The following is a 19,515-nucleotide window of genomic DNA, read 5'->3' on the forward strand; positions in this document are numbered from 1 at the left end:
CCGGCGCTTTGGGGCCAGCATATGCCTGCCGCCCGAGGCGCCCCGATGCAAAAACGACAGGGGGTTTGCCGAAAGCGTCAAAGCCCGACAGGGCACGCTCTGGCCTGCGCCTCGCAGATGAGAGCCAGTCTCGACAACTGCCTTTGCAAGCCTTTGATGAACATTTCGTCAGGGAGCTATCGCCGCGCCCGAGGCTGAGCGAGAATCCCGGCGATTCGTCAGCCTGTTCAGGAGAAAACGGATGAAATCAATGGCATGGCTGGTCCTGCTGGCCGTCGCGTGCGGCGCTCAGGCCGCCGAAGAAGAAAGCACGCCCTGCGACAACGTCGAGAGCGACCAGCAGGGCTATGCCTGCGCGGCCTACAACAAGCAGACCGCCGAGCGCGAGCTGAAGGCTGCCTACGATGACTTGATGCAACGCATCCGCTACCAGTACGCCGACGAAAGCGACAAGGCCGGTGCGCTGACCGGGCGTATGGAGGCAGCCGAGAAGCTGTGGGCGCAATTGCGCGATGCCGACTGCAAGGTCGAGACCTATGCCGAAAAGCCAGGCAGCAAGGCGTTCGAGGCGGCATGGAACACCTGTGTAGCGCAGCGTAGCGACGAGCGGTCGGAGTATCTGCAGACCATCGGGCAGCAGTGATCCTGCACCGGCCCCTTCGCGGGTAAACCCGCTCCCACAGAAGCATTCGCGGCCCCTGTGGGAGCGGGTTTACCCGCGAAAGGGCCGGTGCAGGAGAACATCAGACTGCCTTGGCCAGCCTGTCCTCCCTCGGACAGCGCTCGAACCGCGCCCGGTAGCAGCGGGTGAAATACGACGCCGACTCGAACCCGCAAGCCACCGCCACCTCCAGCACGCTCATGTCGGTCTGGCGCAGCAACTGACGGGCCTTGTCCAGCCGCAGCCGCAGGTAGAAACCACTGGGCGTGTCGTCCAGGTACAAGCGAAACAGCCGCTCCAACTGGCGCCGGGTCACCTGCACGCCATCGGCCAGCACCTGGGTGTTGAGCGGCAGCTCGGTATTGCGCTCCATCTCGCCGATCACCTTCACCAGCTTCTTGTTGCGCAGCCCATAACGCGTGGCGATCTCCATGCGCTGGTGGTCCTGGCGTGGACGGATGCGCCCGAGCACGAACTGCTCGGAAACCTGCACCGCCAGCTCACTGCCGTGGGCCTGGGCGATCAGGTCGAGCATCAGGTCGATGGAGGCCGTGCCGCCGGCGCAGGTGATGCGCCGGCGGTCGATCTCGAACAGCTCCTGGGTCGCCTGCAGACGTGGATAGCGCTCCTTGAACGCCTCCAGCGCCTCCCAGTGCAGGGTCGCCCGGTGACCGTCGAGCAGCCCGGCCTCAGCCAGCACCATCGCGCCCGTGTCGATGCCCCCGAGCACCACGCCTTCATGGTCGAGGCGGCGCAGCGTCTGTTGCAGCGCCGACCCATAGCACGCCAGTGGCTCGAAGCCGGCCACCAGCAGCAACAGTCGCCCATGCCCACCCTCCCCCAGCGCGCCGTCGGCATTCACCGACATGCCGTTGCTGGCCTCTACCGCGCCACCGTCCAGGCTCAGTACACGCCAGCGGTACAACGGGCCACGGAAGCGATTGGCCACGCGCAACGGCTCGATGGCACTGATGAAACCCATGGCGGAAAAGCCGGGTAGCAACAGGAAGTCTATGGTTTCCGGCATCGCATGCTCCGCGCAAAGGTGGTCGCCTCCGTGCAAGTGTTGGTCGCCAGGGTGCGATTTTCCACCCTGCTGCCAGCGTAGCGTGTTCTCACGGCCCGCAGAGGCCGGACCCATAACAATATGCACTGCCGATGGAGAGCCACCATGCAACGCTTTATCCGCCGCAGCCTGTTGTCCCTCGTGCTCAGCACCACCGTAGCCGCTCCCCTGTTCGCCGCCGAACCCGCCGTCTGCAAGGACGTGCGCCTGGGCGTGGTCAACTGGACCGACGTGATCGCCACCAGCGCCATGGCCCAGGTGCTGCTCGATGGCCTGGGCTACCAGACCAAGCAGACCAGCGCCTCGCAGCAGATCATCTTCGCCGGCATCCGCGACAAGCGCCTGGACATGTTCCTCGGGTACTGGAACCCGATCATGACCCAGACCATCACCCCGTTCATCCAGGCCAAGCAGGTCAAGGTCCTCGACAAGCCCAGCCTGGAAGACGCCCGCGCCACCCTGGCCGTGCCGAAATACCTGGCCGACAAGGGCCTGAAGACGTTCGCCGACATCCACAAGTTCCAGAAGGAGCTGGGCGGCAAGATCTACGGCATCGAGCCAGGCTCCGGCGCCAATACCCAGATCAAGGCGATGATCAGCAAGAACCAGTTCGACCTGGGCAAGTTCCAGCTGGTCGAGTCGAGCGAGGCCGGCATGCTCGCCGCGGTGGATCGCGCGGTACGGCGCAAGGAGGCGGTGGTGTTCTTCGGCTGGGCGCCGCACCCGATGAACGTCAACATCGACATGGTCTATCTCGGCGACAGCCAGGATGCCCTGGGCCCGGACGAAGGCCGCGCCACGGTGTGGACGGTGACCGCGCCGGACTATGCCGAACGTTGCCCCAACGCTCACCGCCTGCTGGCCAACCTCAGTTTCAGCGCCGAGGACGAGAGCCGGATGATGCAGCCGCTGCTCGATCACAAGGACGCGCTGGAGTCCGCCCGCCAGTGGCTGAAAGACCATCCCGAGGACAAGGCCCGCTGGCTTGACGGGGTAACGACCTTCGATGGCAAGCCCGCCGCGGACAACCTCAAGCTCACTGCCAACTGACCAGTCAACCCGGTCGCTGTAGGAGCGGCCTTGTGCCGCGAAAGGGCTGCGCGGCAGCCCCAGGATTTATGTGGCGCTGCTGAGCTTCTGTGGCCGCTTTGCGGCCATTTCGCGGCACAAGGCCGCTCCTACAGAAATCTATCGCCCAAATCATTACCAGGAATCCACCATGAACCACGACGTCATCATCACCTGCGCCCTCACCGGCGCCGGCGACACGGTCGCCAAGAGCCACCTGGTCCCGGTCACCCCGAAACAGATCGCCGAAGCCGCCGTGGAAGCCGCCAAGGCCGGCGCCACCGTGGTCCACTGCCACGTTCGAGATCCGCAAACCGGCCGCTTCAGCCGCGACGTCAACCTCTACCGCGAAGTAATGGAGCGCATCCGCGAGGCCGACGTCGACATCATCGTCAACCTCACCGCCGGCATGGGCGGCGACCTGGAGATCGGCCCCGGCGAGTCGCCCATGGAGTTCGGACCAGGCACCGACCTGATCGGCCCATTGGAGCGCCTGGCCCACGTCGAGGCGCTGCTGCCGGAAATCTGCACCCTCGACTGCGGCACCCTCAATTTCGGCGACGGCAACGCCATCTACGTCTCCACCCCGGCCCAGCTGCGGGCGGGCGCCAAACGCATCACCGAGCTGGGTGTGAAGGCCGAGCTGGAGATCTTCGACACCGGCCACCTGTGGTTCGCCAAACAGATGATCAAGGAAGGCCTGCTGGACGACCCGCTGTTCCAGCTGTGCCTGGGCATCCCCTGGGGCGCGCCGGCCGACACCACCACCATGAAAGCGATGGCCGACAACCTGCCCGCCGACGTGACCTGGGCCGGCTTCGGCATCGGCCGCATGCAGATGCCCATGGCCGCCCAGGCGGTGCTGCTCGGCGGCAACGTGCGGGTGGGGCTTGAGGACAACCTGTATCTGGACCGCGGCGTGCTGGCCAGCAACGGTCAACTGGTGGAACGGGCTGCGGAAATCATCACCCGCATGGGTGCCCGCGTGCTCACCCCGGCCGAAGGCCGGGAAAAGATGAACCTCAGGCGTCGCTGAGCCCCCGCAGATCATGGGGATCTTGTGGGAGCGGGCTTGCCCCGCGAAACAGGCACCGTGCCGGATGGCACCGGCTTGGCCGGTGATCGCGGGCCAAGCCTGCTCCCACGCGTGCACGACACATCATTGAACAACGTTCCGCAGGAGCCAGATATGCCTTTCATTACCGACATCAAGACCTTCGCCGCCCTGGGTAGCGGCGTGATCGGCAGCGGCTGGGTTGCCCGCGCCCTGGCCCATGGCCTGGACGTGATCGCCTGGGATCCGGCGCCGGGCGCCGAGGAGGCCCTGCGCAAGCGCATCGCCAATGCCTGGCCGGCCCTGCAGAAGCAGGGCCTGGCGCCCGGCGCCTCGCAGGATCGCCTGACCTTTGTCGCCACCATCGAGGCATGCGTGCGCGACGCCGATTTCATCCAGGAGAGTGCACCCGAACGCCTGGACCTCAAACTCGACCTGCACGCGAAAATCAGCGCCGCCGCCAAGCCGAATGCAATCATCGGTTCCAGCACCTCGGGCCTGCTGCCCAGCGAGTTCTACGAGTCCGCCACCCATCCCGAGCGCTGCGTGGTGGGCCACCCGTTCAACCCGGTGTACCTGCTGCCACTGGTGGAGATCGTCGGAGGCCGCAATACCAGCCCCGACGCCATCGAAGCGGCGAAAACCATCTACACCGCGTTGGGCATGCGCCCGCTGCATGTACGCAAGGAAGTCCCCGGCTTTATCGCCGACCGCCTGCTCGAAGCGCTCTGGCGCGAGGCCTTGCACCTGGTCAACGATGGCGTCGCCAGCACCGGCGAGATCGACGACGCGATCCGCTTCGGCGCAGGCCTGCGCTGGTCGTTCATGGGCACCTTCCTTACCTACACCCTGGCCGGTGGCGACGCCGGCATGCGCCACTTCATGGCCCAGTTCGGCCCGGCGCTGAAGCTGCCCTGGACTTACCTGCCGGCACCGGAGCTGACCGACAAGCTGATCGACGATGTGGTGGAAGGTACCTCGGAGCAGTTGGGTGAACGCAGCATCGCCGCGCTGGAGCGCTATCGTGATGACACCCTGCTGGCGGTGCTGGAGGCGGTCAGCTCCAGCAAAGCCAGTCACGGCATGGCCTTCGGCGACTGAGGAGAAAACGATGCCCGCCCTGATCACCTACCGTACCCGGGTGTTGCCGGAATGGGTCGACTACAACGGCCACCTGCGCGATGCCTACTACCTGCTGATCTTCAGCTACGCCACCGATGCGCTGATGGAGCGCATCGGCCTGGACGCCGATGCTCGTGGGCAGAGCGGGCATTCGCTGTTCACCCTGGAGGCACACATCAACTACCTGCACGAGGTGAAGCTCGATACCGAGGTGTGGGTGCAGACGCAGGTCATCGGCTTCGACAGGAAGCGCCTGCATCTGTACCACAGCCTGCACCGGGAGGGGTTCGACGAGGCCTTGGCGGCCAGTGAACAGATGCTGCTGCATGTGGATCTGGCGGGGCCGAAGTCGGCGCCGTTTGGGGAGCGTAGTACCGGACTTTTGCAGGCAATCGCCGATGAGCAACACAACCTGCCGAAGCCCGAGTTAGTCGGGCATGTCATGGCCCTGCCTGTATAGCACCGAACAGCTCCGTCCTCTTCGCGGGTAAACCCGCTCCCACAGGTACACCACAGTCCTCCAGACGATGGCGTACCTGTGGGAGCGGGTTTACCCGCGAAAGGGCCGGCACAGGCGAAAAAAACAACCCCGGAAAGCCGTGAGCATCCGGGGCCAAGAGCGAGCAACATCCACTGTGCATGCAGTGAGGGTGACCAAACCCTCGGTGCCGTGAATGACTTCAGTGTGCAGCCTTCCAGTACGCTCGATTTAGCCGTAAACGACCTGTTCTTAGCCAAAGCGGCCATCGCGACAATCCGCCCTTGCCGCCCTGGCGCGTCGGACACAGAATCGATGGCAAACAACAGCGGCGAAGGACAACAGTCATGATGCATGCGGACTTGATCGACCAGGACGACCTGCTGGGCCAGCTGCGCTCACGGGGTTTCGACATTCCGGCCGGCGCCAGCGCCGAGCAGGCCTGCGAGGTGGTGATACGCGGGCTGACCGAGCCCAATGCGCGGGCCCTGAAGGGCATGGTCGAGCAGATGTACACCGGCAGCGCGACCATTCTCCCGGCCGTGCGCCAGGCCATCGACAAGCAGCTGCTGCCGGCGTTGGCGCAGTTCAACAAGCGCGCCTGACCTCGAATCTTCACCGACCTCTTCGCGGGTAAACCCGCTCCCACAGGTACACCACCGCCTTTAAGTACGGTGGCGAACCTGTGGGAGCGGGTTTACCCGCGAAGAAGGCAACGCGATATCAGAGGCGCACGCTGGCAAAGGTCGACTCATTACGCGCCTGACTCAGCGCCGCCATCGGCCCGCTGTGCGGCGACAGGGCCATGGCCTGCGGAATCGGCATCATCGCCACCTGCTGGGTGGTGTTCGAACCCACGCGCTCGTCACGCGGCGGGATGCCAAAGTACTCGCGGTAGCACTTGGAGAAGTGCGGCGTGGACACGAACCCGCACACCGACGCCACCTCGATGATCGACATCGGCGTCTGCTTGAGCAACTGCCGGGCACGGATCAGGCGCAGCTTGAGGTAGTAGCGCGAAGGCGAGCAGTGCAGGTACTTCTGGAACAGGCGCTCGAGCTGACGCCGCGACACCGCCACGTACACCGCCAATTCGTCCAGGTCGATCGGCTCCTCGAGGTTGGCTTCCATCAGCGCGACGATTTCCTGCAGCTTCGGCTGGTTGGTGCCGAGCATGTGCTTGAGCGGCACGCGCTGGTGGTCCTGCTCGTTGCGGATGCGCTCGTAGACGAACATCTCGGAGATCGCCGCCGACAGCTCGCGGCCATGATCGCGGCTGATCAGGTGCAGCATCATGTCCAGCGGCGCGGTGCCGCCGGAGCTGGTGAAGCGGTTGCGGTCGAGGGTGAACAGGCGGGTGCTCATGTTCACCCGGGGGTAGGCTTCCTGCATCGCCGCCAGGCATTCCCAGTGCACGCTGCAGTCGAAGCCGTCGAGCAGGCCGGCGCAGGCCAGCGCCCAGCTGCCGGTGCACACCGCGCCCAGGCGGCGCGACTGGCGGGCCTGGGCCTGCAGCCAGGTGACGTGCTCGCGGGTGACGGTGCGCTGGATGCCCACGCCGCCGCAGACGATCACCGTGTCCATGGGCGGTGCGTTGTGCATCGCCGCGTCCGGGGTGATCTGCAGGCCATCACTGGCCCATACCTGGCCACCGTCGACGGTCAGCGTGTGCCAGCGGTACAGCTCGCGACCGGACAGCTGGTTGGCCATGCGCAGGGGTTCGACGGCCGAGGCCAGGGAGATGAGGGTGAAGTTGTCCAGCAGGAGAAAGCCGATGGACTGGGGTGCTGTGCGGTTCTGGGTTGGGTTCCCGGAGGTGTACGACGTCATCGCGATTTCTCCTCACACAATGCAGGGTGTGCCTCAGGCGAGCACTGTTCTTGTAATGGCCCCGTTTCGTATGCAGGGGCTTTGCCAATCTCAACGCAAATGGCATGCCTGAAATTGAACGCTCATCCAATAAAACCCAAAAACGACGTCGGCATGCGCCTTCCAGCGGGCCGGGGGATGAGCGTCAGGTCAAACGCAAACGGGCGCGCCAGCGCCCCTGCGCGTCACCGCTGAGCAATTCGGTAGCACTTGTGGGAAGGTTGCCCAGATGCGACAGACTTGAGTGTCACCGACAATGACCCTGCTGGTAACGACAGGCGACGGCCGGTAGATGACAACCGATGCGCCAGAATGTGGCGCATCGGTCAGGCGTGGGCCAGAACGGCGCATCAGCACTCGATGACGCTGACCGCAAGGCCGCCGCGCGAGGTTTCCTTGTACTTGTCGTGCATGTCGGCGCCGGTGTCGCGCATGGTGCGGATCACCTGGTCGAGGGAGATGAAGTGCTCGCCATCGCCGCGCAGGGCCATCTGCACGGCGTTGATCGCCTTCACCGCGGCGATGGCGTTGCGCTCGATGCACGGCACCTGGACCAGGCCGCCGACCGGGTCGCAGGTCAGCCCGAGGTTGTGCTCCAGGGCGATCTCGGCGGCATTTTCCAACTGCGCGGGCGTCGCGCCCAGCACTTCGGCCAGGCCCGCCGCGGCCATGGCGCAGGCCGAACCGACCTCGCCCTGGCAACCGACCTCGGCGCCGGAGATCGAGGCGTTCTTCTTGCACAGGATGCCCACCGCCGCCGCGCCGAGGAAGAAGTCCACCACGTTGGATTCGTCCACCACATCGGAGAAACGCATGTAGTAGTGCAGCACCGCCGGAATGATCCCGGCCGCGCCGTTGGTGGGCGCGGTGACCATGCGCCCGCCGGCGGCGTTCTCCTCGTTGACCGCCAGGGCGTAGAGGTTGACCCACTCCATGGCGCTCATGGTCGAGCCGATCACATTGGGTTTGCCCAGCTCCTGCAGGCTGCGGTGCAGGCGGGCGGCGCGACGGCGCACATTCAACCCGCCAGGCAAGATGCCCTCGTGCTTGAGGCCGTTGTTCACGCACTCCTGCATGGCATTCCAGAGCCTGATCAGGCCGGCGCGGATCTCTGCTTCGTTGCGCCAGACCTTCTCGTTGGCCAGCATCAATTGCGACACGCTCAGGTCGTTTTGCTTGCACAGCTGCAGCAGCTCGGCGGCGCTGTTGAAGTCGTAGGGCAGCACGGTCTGGTCGGCGTCGAGCACACCGCTGGCGGCCTGGGCGGCATCGACCACGAAGCCGCCGCCCACCGAATAGTAGGTGTCGCGATGCAGCTCGCCGCCCTCGCCTTCGGCGATCAGGGTCATGGCGTTGGGGTGGTACGGCAGGTTCTCGTCCAGCAGCAGCATGTCGCGGGCCCAGACGAATTCGATGGGCAGGCGGTTGTCGAGCTTGAGCACGCCGGTTTCGCGCAGGTCGGCGATGCGCGGGGTGATCTGGCTGGGGTCGATGGCGTCGGGCCATTCGCCCATCAGGCCCATGATCGTGGCGTTGTCAGTACCGTGGCCGACGCCGGTGGCCGACAGCGAGCCATACAGCCGTACCTCGATGCGCCGAACCCGCTCCAGCTCGCCGCGTTCGCGCAGCCCCTGGACGAACAGCGCGCCGGCGCGCATGGGGCCGACGGTGTGTGAGCTGGAAGGCCCGACACCGATCTTGAACAGGTCGAACACGCTGATGGCCATTGTCGCATCACCTCTTGATGGGCTTGTCTCGCAGCGCCGAACACCGCCTTGCGCAACTGCTAGGCTGAAAGCTCGAGCCGCCTTGGAATGCTCGCATCATCGGGCTTTTGCCCACCCCCTCGCCGTCTGCAACCGACGTACTTTTGTCCAGCAGCGCCGCCACTGCACCGGCCCTGCGTGCGCCGTTTTCCAGCGCCGGGACGCCGTAAAAACCGAGGCCGGGGGGTGGAAAAATCCAGTTGCGACATCGTCCGTACTGGATGCGACCCGTCCTGTACTGGATACGACGCCACCAGTAGGCGATTGCCGAACGCTGGAGGATTATCGAAAGCGACTCGTATTGCACGGCCTCGCATCCTGCCCTCTGCAGGCCTGGTCGACCGGAGCCCTGAGAACGCCCGGCGACCCACGCGAACCCGAAGATAAAATCACAGGAGTCCATCCATGAAAGGTTCACCCTCGCTGTTGCTGGTCGCGTTGCTGTCCGCTCCGCTGCTGGCCCAGGCCGCCGAACCCGAGCAGTGTCAAACGGTGCGTTTCTCGGATGTCGGCTGGACCGACATCACGGTCACCACCGCGACCACCAGCGTCGTGCTCCAAGCCCTGGGCTACAAGACCCACACCACCATGATCTCGGTACCGGTGACCTACAAGTCGCTGGCCACCGGCAAGGACCTGGACGTGTTTCTCGGCAACTGGATGCCGACCATGGAGAACGACATCAAGCAGTACCGCGACGCCGGCACTGTCGAGACCGTGCGCGCCAACCTGGAGAACGCCAAGTACACCCTGGCCGTGCCCCAGGCCCTGTATGACAAGGGTCTGAAGGACTTCGCCGACCTGCCCAAGTTCAAGCAGGACCTCAAGGGCAAGATCTACGGCATCGAACCGGGCAACGACGGCAACCGCACCATCCAGAAGATGATCGACGACAACGCCTTCGGCCTGAAGGACGCCGGTTTCCAGATCGTGCAGTCCAGCGAGGCCGGCATGCTCGCCCAGGTCGACCGGGCGCAGAAGCGCGACGAGGCGATCGTGTTCCTCGGTTGGGAACCACACCCGATGAACACCCGCTTCAAGATGCAGTACCTGACCGGCGGGGACGCCTATTTCGGTCCCGATTTCGGCAAGGCCACCGTGCTCACCAACACCCGCAAGGGCTATGCGCAGGAATGCGCCAACGTCGGCCAGCTGCTGAAGAACCTGTCGTTCGAGCTCAAGGATGAAAGCACCATGATGGGCTATGTCCTGGACGACAAGATGAAACCCGAGGCGGCGGCCAAGAAGTGGCTCAAGGACAACCCCGGCAAGCTGGATGCCTGGCTGGCCGGCGTAAGCACCGTGGACGGCAAACCCGGCCTCGAGGCGGCCAAGGCCAAACTGACGCAATAACGCAAGACGCCATGGCAACACCGCGGGGCGGGACCGTGCCCGCCCCGGACTGATTTCAATCTTTGCAGGTGGAAGCTCGCTATCATGCTTATCGATCAGAAAATACCCCTGGGGCAGTACATCGCCTCATTCGTCGAATGGTTGACCCAGAACGGCGCCAGCTATTTCGACGCCATCGCCGCAGGCCTGGAATTCATGATCCATGGGGTCACCAGCGCCCTGACCTGGTTCAACCCGTTCGTACTCATCGCCCTGTTCGCCGCCCTCGCGCACCTGATCCAGCGCAAGTGGGCGCTCACCGTCTTCGTCGCCCTGTCGTTCCTGCTCATCCTCAACCTGGGCTACTGGCAGGAAACCATGGAAACCCTGGCGCAGGTCACCTTCGCCACGGTGGTGTGCGTTGTCATCGGCGTGCCGCTGGGCATCCTCGCCGCGCACAAGCCGATGTTCTATACCGCCATGCGCCCGGTGCTGGACCTGATGCAGACGGTACCCACCTTCGTCTACCTGATCCCAACCCTGACCCTGTTTGGCCTGGGCGTGGTACCGGGGCTGATCTCTACCGTGGTGTTCGCCATCGCCGCGCCTATCCGCCTCACCTACCTGGGCATCTGCGATGTGCCGCAAGAGCTGATGGACGCGGGCAAGGCGTTTGGCTGCTCGCGCCGCCAGCTGCTCACCCGCATCGAACTGCCGCACGCCATGCCAAGCATCGCTGCCGGCGTCACCCAGTGCATCATGCTGTCGCTGTCGATGGTGGTAATCGCCGCCCTGGTCGGCGCTGACGGCCTGGGCAAACCTGTGGTCAACGCACTGAACACCGCTGATATCTCCCTGGGCTTCGAAGCGGGCCTGGCGATCGTGCTGCTGGCGATCATGCTCGACCGTATCTGCAAGCAACCGGAACTGCCGGTAAGGGGTGAGGCATGAGCATCATTCGTTTCGAAGACGTCGACGTCATCTTCTCCAGCAAGCCGCGCGAAGCGCTTTCCCTGCTCGACCAGGGCAAGACACGCGAGCAGATCCTCAAGCAGACGGGCCTTGTGGTCGGCGTCGAGAAGGCCAACCTGGACATCAACAAGGGCGAGATCTGCGTGCTGATGGGCCTGTCGGGCTCGGGCAAATCCAGCCTGCTGCGCTGCATCAACGGCCTCAACACCGTGAGCCGCGGCAAACTGTTCGTCGAGCACGAAGGCAAGCACATCGACATCGCCCACTGCACCCCGGCGGAACTTAAGATGATGCGCACCAAGCGCATCGCCATGGTGTTCCAGAAGTTCGCCCTGATGCCCTGGCTGACGGTGCGCGAGAACATCAGTTTCGGCCTGGAGATGCAGGGCCGCCCGGAGAAGGAACGGCGCAAGCTGGTCGACGAAAAGCTCGAGCTGGTAGGCCTGACCCAATGGCGCAACAAGAAGCCGGACGAACTCTCCGGCGGCATGCAGCAGCGCGTGGGCCTGGCCCGGGCGCTGGCGATGGACGCCGACATCCTGCTGATGGACGAGCCGTTCTCGGCCCTCGACCCGCTGATCCGCCAGGGCCTGCAGGACGAGTTGCTGGCCCTGCAGAGCAAGCTGAGCAAGACCATCGTGTTCGTCAGCCACGACCTCGACGAGGCGCTGAAGCTGGGCAGCCGCATCGCAATCATGAAGGACGGGCGGATCATCCAGTACAGCAAGCCGGAAGACATCGTGCTCAACCCGGCCGACGAGTATGTGCGCACCTTCGTCGCCCACACCAACCCGCTCAACGTGCTGTGCGGTCGCAGCCTGATGCGCAGCCTGGACCAGTGCAGGCGGGTCAACGGCTCGGTATGCCTGGACCCGGGGATCGACTCATGGCTGGACCTTGGCGAAGGCAATTCGATCAAGCGTGCACGCCAGGGCCAGAACGGGCTGGACATGCAGAACTGGGTACCGGGGCAGGATGTGGAGCTGCTGGAGCGCAGACCGACCGTGGTGCACGCCGATATCGGCATGCGCGAGGCGTTGCAGATTCGTTATCAGACTGGCAACAAGCTGGTGTTGCAGGATAACGACAGGGTGGTGGGGATTCTTGGGGATACCGAGCTTTATCACGCGCTGCTCGGCAAGAATCACGGTTGAGGCAATTGGGGCCGCGTTGCGGCCCCAATCAATGCATCAGCGAACCACGATCCCGCGCAAACCTATGTAGGCCTTGGCTTCTGGCACCGTGTATTCGCCAAGATACGGGCCGTTAGCATCGTCCTTTCAGAATGTTGTCGGTCAGGTGCTGCAAGTTATTAACATAACCCGTTAAATCCCTACCTATCATTATTGCCAGTTGCTCCCATCTTCCGAGTACGTTTCATTATGAGCTCACCTCTGGGAGCCGACTTATGGAAAGTATCAGCTGGAAGAGATTAGTTTTGATTGCTGGCATCACACTTGTCTCAGCCTGCAATTCAACGGCACCAAGCCAAACGGCCAACAAACCGGCTGAGCCCTCTGTAGCGCTATTCCAAATGCAACCCAAACTGGATAAACCAGCACTACAGGTCCTGCAGGCGCATCAGGGTATTCATCCCTACCTGACAACCCTGTTCAACGACCCTGCTACCGTTGAGGTGCACCCAGTTACTGTAAACCCAAACTTGATCACCACGGGTACCGAGGTATTTTCCGTTACGCTGCCAGACGGCAAGACGGCAAGGTTCCAGAAGAAGGGGGCCAGCCCTGAAAATGACGGTATGGTCAGCTGGTACGGTGATGCCGCTTCAGACCGCAAGCAACGCTACCCTTCGAGCGCCGAAGTTGATTTTGATCCCTTCAACTGGGTTTCAATTGTTCGCAATGGCGATCAGCTAATAGGCAGCATTCATGTAGACGGTCAGCTCTATCGGTTGGAGGCCATCGGAGCCAGCCAGCATGTTTTGGTCAAAGTTGATGAATCAAAACTGCCTCCCGTAGGGATACCTGAATCTGTAACAGGGGGTAGTCGACCCAGCACAGACGTAAGCAAAGCACCTACGAATCCAGGTAGCACCATCAGGTTACTTTTCGTAACCACAAATGAGTCGAGGGCAAAGAATCCGAACCTTCGGCAGGTCTTAACGCAGGCACTGGCAGAGACCAACCTGGTTTTCAGCAATAGCCAGACCAACATCAAGGTTGAATTAGCTGGCTTTCATGACGCCAACTATAGTGACAGCAACAAAACCGCTGTGGAGCAACTCAATGACCTGAGAACAGAAGGGAAAGCGCTCTGGACAGAAGTCATCAAAAGTCGCGAAGAATTACGTTCAGACGTAGTGGTTATGTACCCATCACATCTTGAGTACTCTGGCTATACAAGACTCAAAGCCACAAAAGAATTCGCTTATGCGCTAGTTTTCTACCCCACTGCATTAGCCCATGAAATCGGACATATTCTGGGAGTGGGTCATGGCTACCCAGAGGGTGAAGGCGCTATTCCCCGCTATGCATACGGTTATAGAAGCACTTCACCAAAATTCCACACCAGGATGATAAGCCCAAATGGGTCTATACCATTTTTCTCCAATCCACGCCTACGCTATGAGAATACCCCAATAGGCACAGCGGAATATAATGACGCGTCCCGCCAGTTGAATGACCGCAGGGAGGTTGTGGAAAACTTCTACCCTGACCCTCGTTCACATTCCATCCGGGCCTGGGTCACCGGAACGAACAACAAGCACTGCTACATACCGCTAATTCGCGGAAATGATGACGGCACTATGCTGATCATACAATCACGTGAAGAACGCAAGGACAATAAAATCGTCGGAAAAAGTGTTGAAATTGCCGACTGGCAGGGAGTAGGAAAACTGTGCTTTGCCAACTTACCCAAAACATTAATGATCTGCTACTCAGGCAGACTTAATGGCGAAGACTTTAAAATCGACGACTTGCAAACAGGTGCGGGAAAACCTGATGCGCTCACTTTCACCAAACGAGGCGTCGGTGAAATTCACCGAATTTCGTTTGATTGATTTTCGCCGACTCGGTACGTTTCTTGTGGGTAGATCAGCGGGGCCGTTGAACGGCCCCAACACTACAGCTATCGAACGACAATCCCACGCGAAGCCATATAGGCCTTCGCCTCAGGCACCGTGTACTCGCCAAAGTGGAAGATACTCGCCGCCAGCACCGCGCTGGCATGCCCTTCCAGAATGCCGTCAGCCAGGTGCTGCAGGTTACCCACCCCACCCGAGGCAATCACCGGAATCCCCAGCGCATCGCTGATCGCCCGGGTAACCCCCAGGTCGAAGCCGTTCTTCATACCATCCTGGTCCATGCTGGTCAGCAGGATCTCGCCGGCCCCCAGGCCTTCCATCTTCTTCGCCCACTCGACGGCATCCAGCCCGGTCGGCTTGCGACCGCCGTGGGTGAAGATCTCCCAGCGCGGCGTTTCGCCCGGGCCGGAGACTTTCTTGGCGTCGATGGCAACCACGATGCACTGCGAACCGAAACGGTCCGCCGCCTCGCCGACGAACTCCGGGTTGAACACCGCGGCGGTGTTGATCGACACCTTGTCGGCACCGGCATTGAGCAGGTTGCGGATGTCCTGCACAGTGCGCACGCCGCCGCCGACGGTCAGCGGGATGAACACCTGGCTGGCCATGCGCTCGACGGTATGCAGGGTGGTGTCACGGCCATCGACGCTGGCGGTGATATCCAGGAAGGTGATCTCGTCCGCGCCCTGCTCGTTGTAGCGGCGGGCGATCTCCACCGGGTCGCCGGCATCGCGGATGTTCTCGAACTTGACGCCCTTGACCACCCGGCCGTTATCCACGTCCAGGCAAGGGATGATGCGCTTGGCCAATGCCATGGTCGTTCCTCAGCCTTGGTAGTTGTCGCAGAAGGCCTGGGCCTCGGCGACGTCGAGGGTGCCTTCGTAGATCGCGCGGCCGGTGATGGCGCCGATGATGCCAGGGGCTTTCGCGTCCAGCAGGGCCTTGATGTCACCCAGGTTGTGGATGCCACCGGAGGCGATTACCGGAATGCGGGTGGCTTCGGCCAGGGCCTTGGTGAACGGCACGTTGCAGCCCTGCATCATGCCGTCCTTGGCGATGTCGGTGTAGACGATCGCCGAGACACCATCGGCCTCGAAACGCTTGGCCAGGTCGATGACCTGCACCGAGCTCACTTCGGCCCAGCCGTCGGTGGCGACGAAGCCGTCCTTGGCATCCAGGCCGACGATGACCTTGCCCGGGAAGGCCTTGCAGGCTTCGGCGACGAACTCGGGCTGCTTGACCGCCTTGGTGCCGATGATCACGTGGCTGACGCCGGCCTTGACGTAGTGCTCGATGGTTTCCAGCGAGCGGATGCCGCCGCCGATCTGGATCGGCAGGTTCGGGTAGCGCCGGGCGATGGCGGTGACCACCTCACCATTGACCGGCTGGCCTTCGAAGGCGCCGTTCAGATCGACCAGGTGCAGGCGACGGCAGCCACCCTCGACCCATTTGGCGGCCATGCTCACCGGGTCGTCGGAGAATACGGTGGAGTCTTCCATGCGGCCTTGGCGCAGGCGTACGCAGGCACCGTCCTTGAGATCGATAGCGGGGATAATCAGCATCTTGGCAACCTGTCTTGTTCGTTGGGTTCAGGGCTTCTCGAGCGCCCACAGGTCGCTTTCGATGCTCTCGAACCGCTCCTTGAGGTGCAGCTGAACATCGGCAATCGCCCTGTTGTAGTAATGGGGTGCAATTTCCTTGCTGAACAGCTCGAGGACCTCGGCCACCTCGAACGACCCCAGCTCCAGCTCGAAGCGGTCTTCGAGGAAGCGCTTGAGCGTGTCGAGCGCGTCGCGCTCCTGCTCCGGGGCCAGCGTGATGACGGGGGCCTTGGTCTTCGATCGGCTCATTTACCAGCGCCCGTCCCAGGCGACGAAGTTCTGCAGCAGCTGCAGGCCATGGGTATGGCTCTTCTCCGGGTGGAACTGCACGGCAAAGCGTGAGCCATCGGCCAGCGCGGCGGCGAAATCGACGCCATAGTGGCCGCGACCGACCACCTGGCCTGGCTTGCCGGCGTTGATGTAGTAGCTGTGCACGAAGTAGAAACGCGCCCGGTCGGGGATGTCGTGCCACAACGGGTGGTCATTGGTCTGGCCGACCTCGTTCCAGCCCATGTGCGGCACCTTCAGGTGCTCGCCGTCTTCCTTCAGGTCTTTACCGAAGAAGCGTACCTGGCCTGGGAACAGGCCGATGCAGTCGACGCCTTCGTTCTCTTCGCTGTGGTCGAGCAGCGCCTGCATGCCGACACAGATGCCGAGGAACGGGCGATCCTGGCTGACCTCGCGGACCAGGCTGTCGAAGCCCAGGCGGCGGATCTCGGCCATGCAGTCGCGGATCGCGCCGACGCCGGGAAACACCACGCGGTCGGCCTCACGAATCACCGCGGCGTCGCTGGTCACCAGCACCTTGCCGGCGCCCACGTGCTCCAGTGCCTTGGCCACCGAGTGCAGGTTGCCCATGCCATAGTCGATTACGGCTACCGTCTGCATTTACAGGCACCCTTTGGTGGACGGCATCTGCCCGGCCATGCGCTCGTCGAGGGTAACGGCCATGCGCAGCGCGCGGCCGAAGGCCTTGAACACGGTCTCGATCTGGTGGTGGGTGTTGTGGCCACGCAGGTTGTCGATGTGCAGGGTCACCAGGGCGTGGTTGACGAAGCCCTGGAAGAACTCCTGGAACAGGTCGACATCGAAGCCGCCGACGGTGGCGCGGGTGTAGGGCACATGCATCTGCAGGCCCGGCCGGCCAGAGAAATCGATGACCACGCGCGACAGCGCTTCGTCCAGCGGCACATAGGCATGGCCGTAGCGGAAGATGCCTTTCTTGTCGCCAATGGCCTGGGCGAACGCCATGCCCAGGGTGATGCCGACGTCCTCGACGGTATGGTGATCGTCGATATGCAGGTCGCCCTTGCACTCGATGTCCAGGTCGATCAGCCCATGTCGGGCGATCTGGTCGAGCATGTGTTCAAGGAAAGGCACGCCGATTTCAAATCGGGCCTTGCCGCTGCCATCGAGGTTGATCGAGCACTTGACCTGGGTTTCCAGGGTATTGCGCTCGACGGAAGCCTTACGTTCGACCATCACCAGCTCCGCAAAATCATTGGGCGAAAAGGGCTCCATTATAGGCCCAGAATGCGCCGGCTTGAAACGCGGATGACATATGGCAAGGCTAGTAATTGCGGGGGTGGGACGGGTCTACAGGTCTATACAACCGAGCCCCGGGGCTGCGTTGCAGCCCTTTCGCGGCACAAGGCCGCTCCTACAATGGCACCGCGCACCTCTGTAGGAGCGGCCTTGTGCCGCGAAAGGGGCGCAAGGCGCCCCCGACGATCTCAATCAGTGAAACAGTACCGCCGTCTTCTGCAAGGTGATCCAAACCCCCCAGCCCAGCGGAATCACCACCACCGCCCAGGCCAGCAGCACCAATGGCAGACTGCCCGGCGCCGCATGCCACTCCAGCGAGCGTGCCGAATCGACACCTTTGTCATGGCTCAGCGCCCGCTCGGCAGCCAGTTCGGCATCGGTCATGAAGTACTTGTCCGCCACCGGCCGCACCAGCATGTTGCAGATGAAGCCCAGCACCAGCAGGCCGGCGAGGATGTACAGGGTCATGTCGTAGGCCGCGGCCCGCTCCACCCCCGCCGCCAGCTGCGCCTCGCGCAGGTAGGTGATCAGTACAGGACCGAGCACGCCGGCCGCCGCCCAGGCAGTCAGCAGGCGACCATGGATGGCGCCGACCATCTGCGTGCCGAACAGGTCGGCCAGGTACGCCGGCACGGTGGCGAAGCCGCCGCCATACATCGACAGGATGATGCAGAACGCCGCCACGAACAGCGCCACGTTGCCGATGTGCCCCATGTTCGGCACCAGGCTGTAGAGGCCCACGCCCAGGGCGAAGAAGGCGAAGTAGGTGTTCTTGCGGCCGATGTAGTCGGAGAACGACGCCCAGAAGAAGCGTCCGCCGATGTTGAACAGGCTCAAAAGGCCGGTGAAGCCGGCGGCAATGGCGGCAATCTGCGCCAGCTGCGCGGCGTTCAGCTCGCTGAAGGTCAACTCGTTGCCCAGCAGCTTGCCGGCGAACACTTCCTGCAGCAGCGGCGAGGCCATGCCGAGAATGCCGATACCGGCCGACACGTTCAGGCACAGCACCAACCACACCAAGGCAAATTGCGGGGTCTTCCAGGCCACGCTGACGTGCACGTGACGGTCGGTGACCATGGCGTTGGCCTTCTTCGCCGGCGGCGTCCAGCCCTCAGGCTTCCAGCCGGTCGGCGGCACGCGGTAGGCCAGGGCGCCAGCGGTCATGAACACGAAGTAGATCGCGGCCATGGCGACGAAGCTCTGCCATACGCCCACTTCGGTCGGGCTGGAGAAATGGCCCATCAGCGCGGTGGCCAGCGGCGCGCCCACCATGGCACCCCCGCCAAAGCCCATGATCGCCATGCCGGTGGCCATGCCGCGCTTGTCCGGGAACCACTTGATCAGCGTCGACACCGGCGAGATGTAGCCCAGCCCCAGGCCGATCCCGCCGATCACCCCCGAGCCCAGCCACATCAGCCACAGCTGGTGGGTCTTCACGCCGATCGCCGAGATCAGCAGGCCGCCGCACCAGCACAGTGCCGATACCAGGCCGGCCTTGCGCGGGCCGGCGTGTTCCAGCCAGCCGCCGAGCACTGCGGCCGAGCAGCCGAGGAACACGAAGAACAGGGTGTAGATCCAGCTGAGCATGGAAATCGGCCAGTCGCACTCGGCGCTGAACAGACGGGCGATGAAGCCCATGTCAGCGGCGCATGCCACTGGCGCGCTGACACCCAGGGCCTGGGACAGCGGCAACCAGAACACCGAGAAGCCATAGGCCATGCCAATGCACAGGTGGATCGCCAGGGCCGCCGGCGGCACCAGCCAGCGGTTGAAGCCCGGGCGGGCGATGATGCGCTCCTTCGACAGGAAGCCCGGCGCGCTTGCCGCCGCCCCCGCCGTGATACTGCTGTTCATGGATTGTTCCTTTTGTAGGTGGGCTGTGCGCGTGGACGGCTCTGCTTTGGCTGCACGCAAGGCAGCCCGGCCGCTTGGGCTGGC

Annotated in this window: 19 protein-coding genes; 10 read left to right on the forward strand and 9 right to left on the reverse strand. The window is 63.2% G+C overall.

All coding sequences use genetic code 11. The features are described 5' to 3' along the window. Positions 1-241: 241 nt before the first annotated feature. A complete protein-coding gene (locus AC0MAZ_RS01975) occupies positions 242-643 on the forward strand; it encodes a lysozyme inhibitor LprI family protein (protein ID WP_475860001.1) in 402 nt (133 codons plus the stop codon). Between the two features lie 100 nt (positions 644-743). Here the strand turns inward: AC0MAZ_RS01975 and AC0MAZ_RS01980 are convergent, their stop codons facing one another. Further along, positions 744-1,688, reverse strand: coding sequence for a GlxA family transcriptional regulator (locus AC0MAZ_RS01980; protein WP_475860003.1), 945 nt, complete (start codon positions 1,686-1,688; stop codon positions 744-746). Between the two features lie 144 nt (positions 1,689-1,832). Between AC0MAZ_RS01980 and choX (AC0MAZ_RS01985) the strand changes: the two genes are divergently transcribed. From choX (AC0MAZ_RS01985) to AC0MAZ_RS02005, 5 genes are all read left to right on the forward strand, one after another. Beyond that, positions 1,833-2,777, forward strand: a complete 945-nt coding sequence (choX, locus tag AC0MAZ_RS01985; protein ID WP_203649724.1) for a choline ABC transporter substrate-binding protein — start codon at positions 1,833-1,835, stop codon at positions 2,775-2,777. Between the two features lie 169 nt (positions 2,778-2,946). Next, positions 2,947-3,831 (forward strand): 3-dehydrocarnitine:acetyl-CoA trimethylamine transferase CdhC, encoded by an 885-nt coding sequence (gene cdhC / locus AC0MAZ_RS01990; protein ID WP_475860004.1) that lies wholly within the window; start codon positions 2,947-2,949, stop codon positions 3,829-3,831. A 153-nt stretch (positions 3,832-3,984) separates the two neighbouring features. Next, positions 3,985-4,950: an L-carnitine dehydrogenase gene (locus AC0MAZ_RS01995; RefSeq protein WP_203649714.1), complete on the forward strand. Its 966-nt coding sequence runs from the start codon at positions 3,985-3,987 to the stop codon at positions 4,948-4,950. 10 nt (positions 4,951-4,960) lie between these two features. Further along, positions 4,961-5,431 carry a thioesterase family protein gene (locus AC0MAZ_RS02000; protein ID WP_475860006.1) on the forward strand — a complete coding sequence of 157 codons (471 nt, stop codon included), beginning with the start codon at positions 4,961-4,963 and terminating at the stop codon, positions 5,429-5,431. Positions 5,432-5,796: 365 nt separating this feature from the next. Next, a complete protein-coding gene (locus AC0MAZ_RS02005; RefSeq protein ID WP_028688456.1) occupies positions 5,797-6,054 on the forward strand; it encodes a hypothetical protein in 258 nt (85 codons plus the stop codon). A 118-nt stretch (positions 6,055-6,172) separates the two neighbouring features. Here AC0MAZ_RS02005 and gbdR read toward each other — a convergent pair whose 3' ends face one another. Both gbdR and AC0MAZ_RS02015 read right to left on the reverse strand, forming a co-directional pair. After that, positions 6,173-7,279, reverse strand: a complete 1,107-nt coding sequence (gene gbdR / locus AC0MAZ_RS02010; RefSeq protein ID WP_050703415.1) for a choline metabolism transcriptional regulator GbdR — start codon at positions 7,277-7,279, stop codon at positions 6,173-6,175. A 389-nt stretch (positions 7,280-7,668) separates the two neighbouring features. Beyond that, on the reverse strand, positions 7,669-9,045 hold the full coding sequence (locus tag AC0MAZ_RS02015) for an L-serine ammonia-lyase (protein ID WP_475860008.1): 1,377 nt from the start codon (positions 9,043-9,045) through the stop codon (positions 7,669-7,671). Positions 9,046-9,489: 444 nt separating this feature from the next. On the opposite strand from AC0MAZ_RS02015, the gene choX (AC0MAZ_RS02020) reads away from it, so the two are divergent. From choX (AC0MAZ_RS02020) to AC0MAZ_RS02035, 4 genes are all read left to right on the forward strand, one after another. Continuing rightward, positions 9,490-10,437: a choline ABC transporter substrate-binding protein gene (gene choX / locus AC0MAZ_RS02020; protein WP_232855017.1), complete on the forward strand. Its 948-nt coding sequence runs from the start codon at positions 9,490-9,492 to the stop codon at positions 10,435-10,437. 81 nt (positions 10,438-10,518) lie between these two features. Then, positions 10,519-11,367, forward strand: a complete 849-nt coding sequence (gene choW / locus AC0MAZ_RS02025; RefSeq protein ID WP_232855097.1) for a choline ABC transporter permease subunit — start codon at positions 10,519-10,521, stop codon at positions 11,365-11,367. Then, positions 11,364-12,542 carry a choline ABC transporter ATP-binding protein gene (choV, locus tag AC0MAZ_RS02030; protein ID WP_475860010.1) on the forward strand — a complete coding sequence of 393 codons (1,179 nt, stop codon included), beginning with the start codon at positions 11,364-11,366 and terminating at the stop codon, positions 12,540-12,542. The genes choW and choV overlap by 4 nt, the downstream gene beginning before the upstream one ends. Before the next feature lie 254 nt (positions 12,543-12,796). After that, entirely contained in the window at positions 12,797-14,410 is a 1,614-nt protein-coding gene (locus AC0MAZ_RS02035; protein ID WP_475860012.1) for a hypothetical protein, read from the forward strand. Positions 14,411-14,478: 68 nt separating this feature from the next. Here the strand turns inward: AC0MAZ_RS02035 and hisF are convergent, their stop codons facing one another. From hisF to AC0MAZ_RS02065, 6 genes are all read right to left on the reverse strand, one after another. Next, positions 14,479-15,249: an imidazole glycerol phosphate synthase subunit HisF gene (gene hisF / locus AC0MAZ_RS02040; protein ID WP_008091498.1), complete on the reverse strand. Its 771-nt coding sequence runs from the start codon at positions 15,247-15,249 to the stop codon at positions 14,479-14,481. Between the two features lie 9 nt (positions 15,250-15,258). After that, the gene (hisA, locus tag AC0MAZ_RS02045; protein WP_203649684.1) at positions 15,259-15,996 is read right to left on the reverse strand and encodes a 1-(5-phosphoribosyl)-5-[(5-phosphoribosylamino)methylideneamino]imidazole-4-carboxamide isomerase; all 738 of its coding nucleotides are present in this window, start codon (positions 15,994-15,996) and stop codon (positions 15,259-15,261) included. A 27-nt stretch (positions 15,997-16,023) separates the two neighbouring features. Beyond that, positions 16,024-16,284, reverse strand: coding sequence for a DUF2164 domain-containing protein (locus AC0MAZ_RS02050; protein WP_050703409.1), 261 nt, complete (start codon positions 16,282-16,284; stop codon positions 16,024-16,026). Continuing rightward, positions 16,285-16,923, reverse strand: a complete 639-nt coding sequence (gene hisH / locus AC0MAZ_RS02055) for an imidazole glycerol phosphate synthase subunit HisH (protein ID WP_203649682.1) — start codon at positions 16,921-16,923, stop codon at positions 16,285-16,287. Further along, entirely contained in the window at positions 16,924-17,517 is a 594-nt protein-coding gene (hisB, locus tag AC0MAZ_RS02060; protein WP_028688464.1) for an imidazoleglycerol-phosphate dehydratase HisB, read from the reverse strand. A 255-nt stretch (positions 17,518-17,772) separates the two neighbouring features. Next, complete coding sequence (locus AC0MAZ_RS02065; RefSeq protein ID WP_203649679.1) at positions 17,773-19,431, reverse strand: OFA family MFS transporter; 1,659 nt, start codon at positions 19,429-19,431, stop codon at positions 17,773-17,775. Between the last annotated feature and the right edge of the window lie 84 nt (positions 19,432-19,515).

This window comes from Pseudomonas sp. A (assembly GCF_056270345.1).

What these genes read in the sequence shown, in the direction of transcription:
- AC0MAZ_RS02000 (WP_475860006.1), top strand. Translation starts at nt 4,961, where the DNA reads ATGCCCGCCCTGATCACCTACCGTACCCGGGTGTTGCCGGAATGGGTC.
- hisH (WP_203649682.1), bottom strand. Translation starts at nt 16,923, where the DNA reads ATGCAGACGGTAGCCGTAATCGACTATGGCATGGGCAACCTGCACTCG.
- AC0MAZ_RS02065 (WP_203649679.1), bottom strand. Translation starts at nt 19,431, where the DNA reads ATGAACAGCAGTATCACGGCGGGGGCGGCGGCAAGCGCGCCGGGCTTC.
- AC0MAZ_RS02050 (WP_050703409.1), bottom strand. Translation starts at nt 16,284, where the DNA reads ATGAGCCGATCGAAGACCAAGGCCCCCGTCATCACGCTGGCCCCGGAG.
- choX (WP_203649724.1), top strand. Translation starts at nt 1,833, where the DNA reads ATGCAACGCTTTATCCGCCGCAGCCTGTTGTCCCTCGTGCTCAGCACC.
- cdhC (WP_475860004.1), top strand. Translation starts at nt 2,947, where the DNA reads ATGAACCACGACGTCATCATCACCTGCGCCCTCACCGGCGCCGGCGAC.
- choV (WP_475860010.1), top strand. Translation starts at nt 11,364, where the DNA reads ATGAGCATCATTCGTTTCGAAGACGTCGACGTCATCTTCTCCAGCAAG.
- AC0MAZ_RS01980 (WP_475860003.1), bottom strand. Translation starts at nt 1,688, where the DNA reads ATGCCGGAAACCATAGACTTCCTGTTGCTACCCGGCTTTTCCGCCATG.
- AC0MAZ_RS02015 (WP_475860008.1), bottom strand. Translation starts at nt 9,045, where the DNA reads ATGGCCATCAGCGTGTTCGACCTGTTCAAGATCGGTGTCGGGCCTTCC.
- hisB (WP_028688464.1), bottom strand. Translation starts at nt 17,517, where the DNA reads ATGGTCGAACGTAAGGCTTCCGTCGAGCGCAATACCCTGGAAACCCAG.
- AC0MAZ_RS01975 (WP_475860001.1), top strand. Translation starts at nt 242, where the DNA reads ATGAAATCAATGGCATGGCTGGTCCTGCTGGCCGTCGCGTGCGGCGCT.
- AC0MAZ_RS02035 (WP_475860012.1), top strand. Translation starts at nt 12,797, where the DNA reads ATGGAAAGTATCAGCTGGAAGAGATTAGTTTTGATTGCTGGCATCACA.
- choX (WP_232855017.1), top strand. Translation starts at nt 9,490, where the DNA reads ATGAAAGGTTCACCCTCGCTGTTGCTGGTCGCGTTGCTGTCCGCTCCG.
- hisA (WP_203649684.1), bottom strand. Translation starts at nt 15,996, where the DNA reads ATGCTGATTATCCCCGCTATCGATCTCAAGGACGGTGCCTGCGTACGC.
- AC0MAZ_RS01995 (WP_203649714.1), top strand. Translation starts at nt 3,985, where the DNA reads ATGCCTTTCATTACCGACATCAAGACCTTCGCCGCCCTGGGTAGCGGC.
- gbdR (WP_050703415.1), bottom strand. Translation starts at nt 7,279, where the DNA reads ATGACGTCGTACACCTCCGGGAACCCAACCCAGAACCGCACAGCACCC.
- AC0MAZ_RS02005 (WP_028688456.1), top strand. Translation starts at nt 5,797, where the DNA reads ATGATGCATGCGGACTTGATCGACCAGGACGACCTGCTGGGCCAGCTG.
- hisF (WP_008091498.1), bottom strand. Translation starts at nt 15,249, where the DNA reads ATGGCATTGGCCAAGCGCATCATCCCTTGCCTGGACGTGGATAACGGC.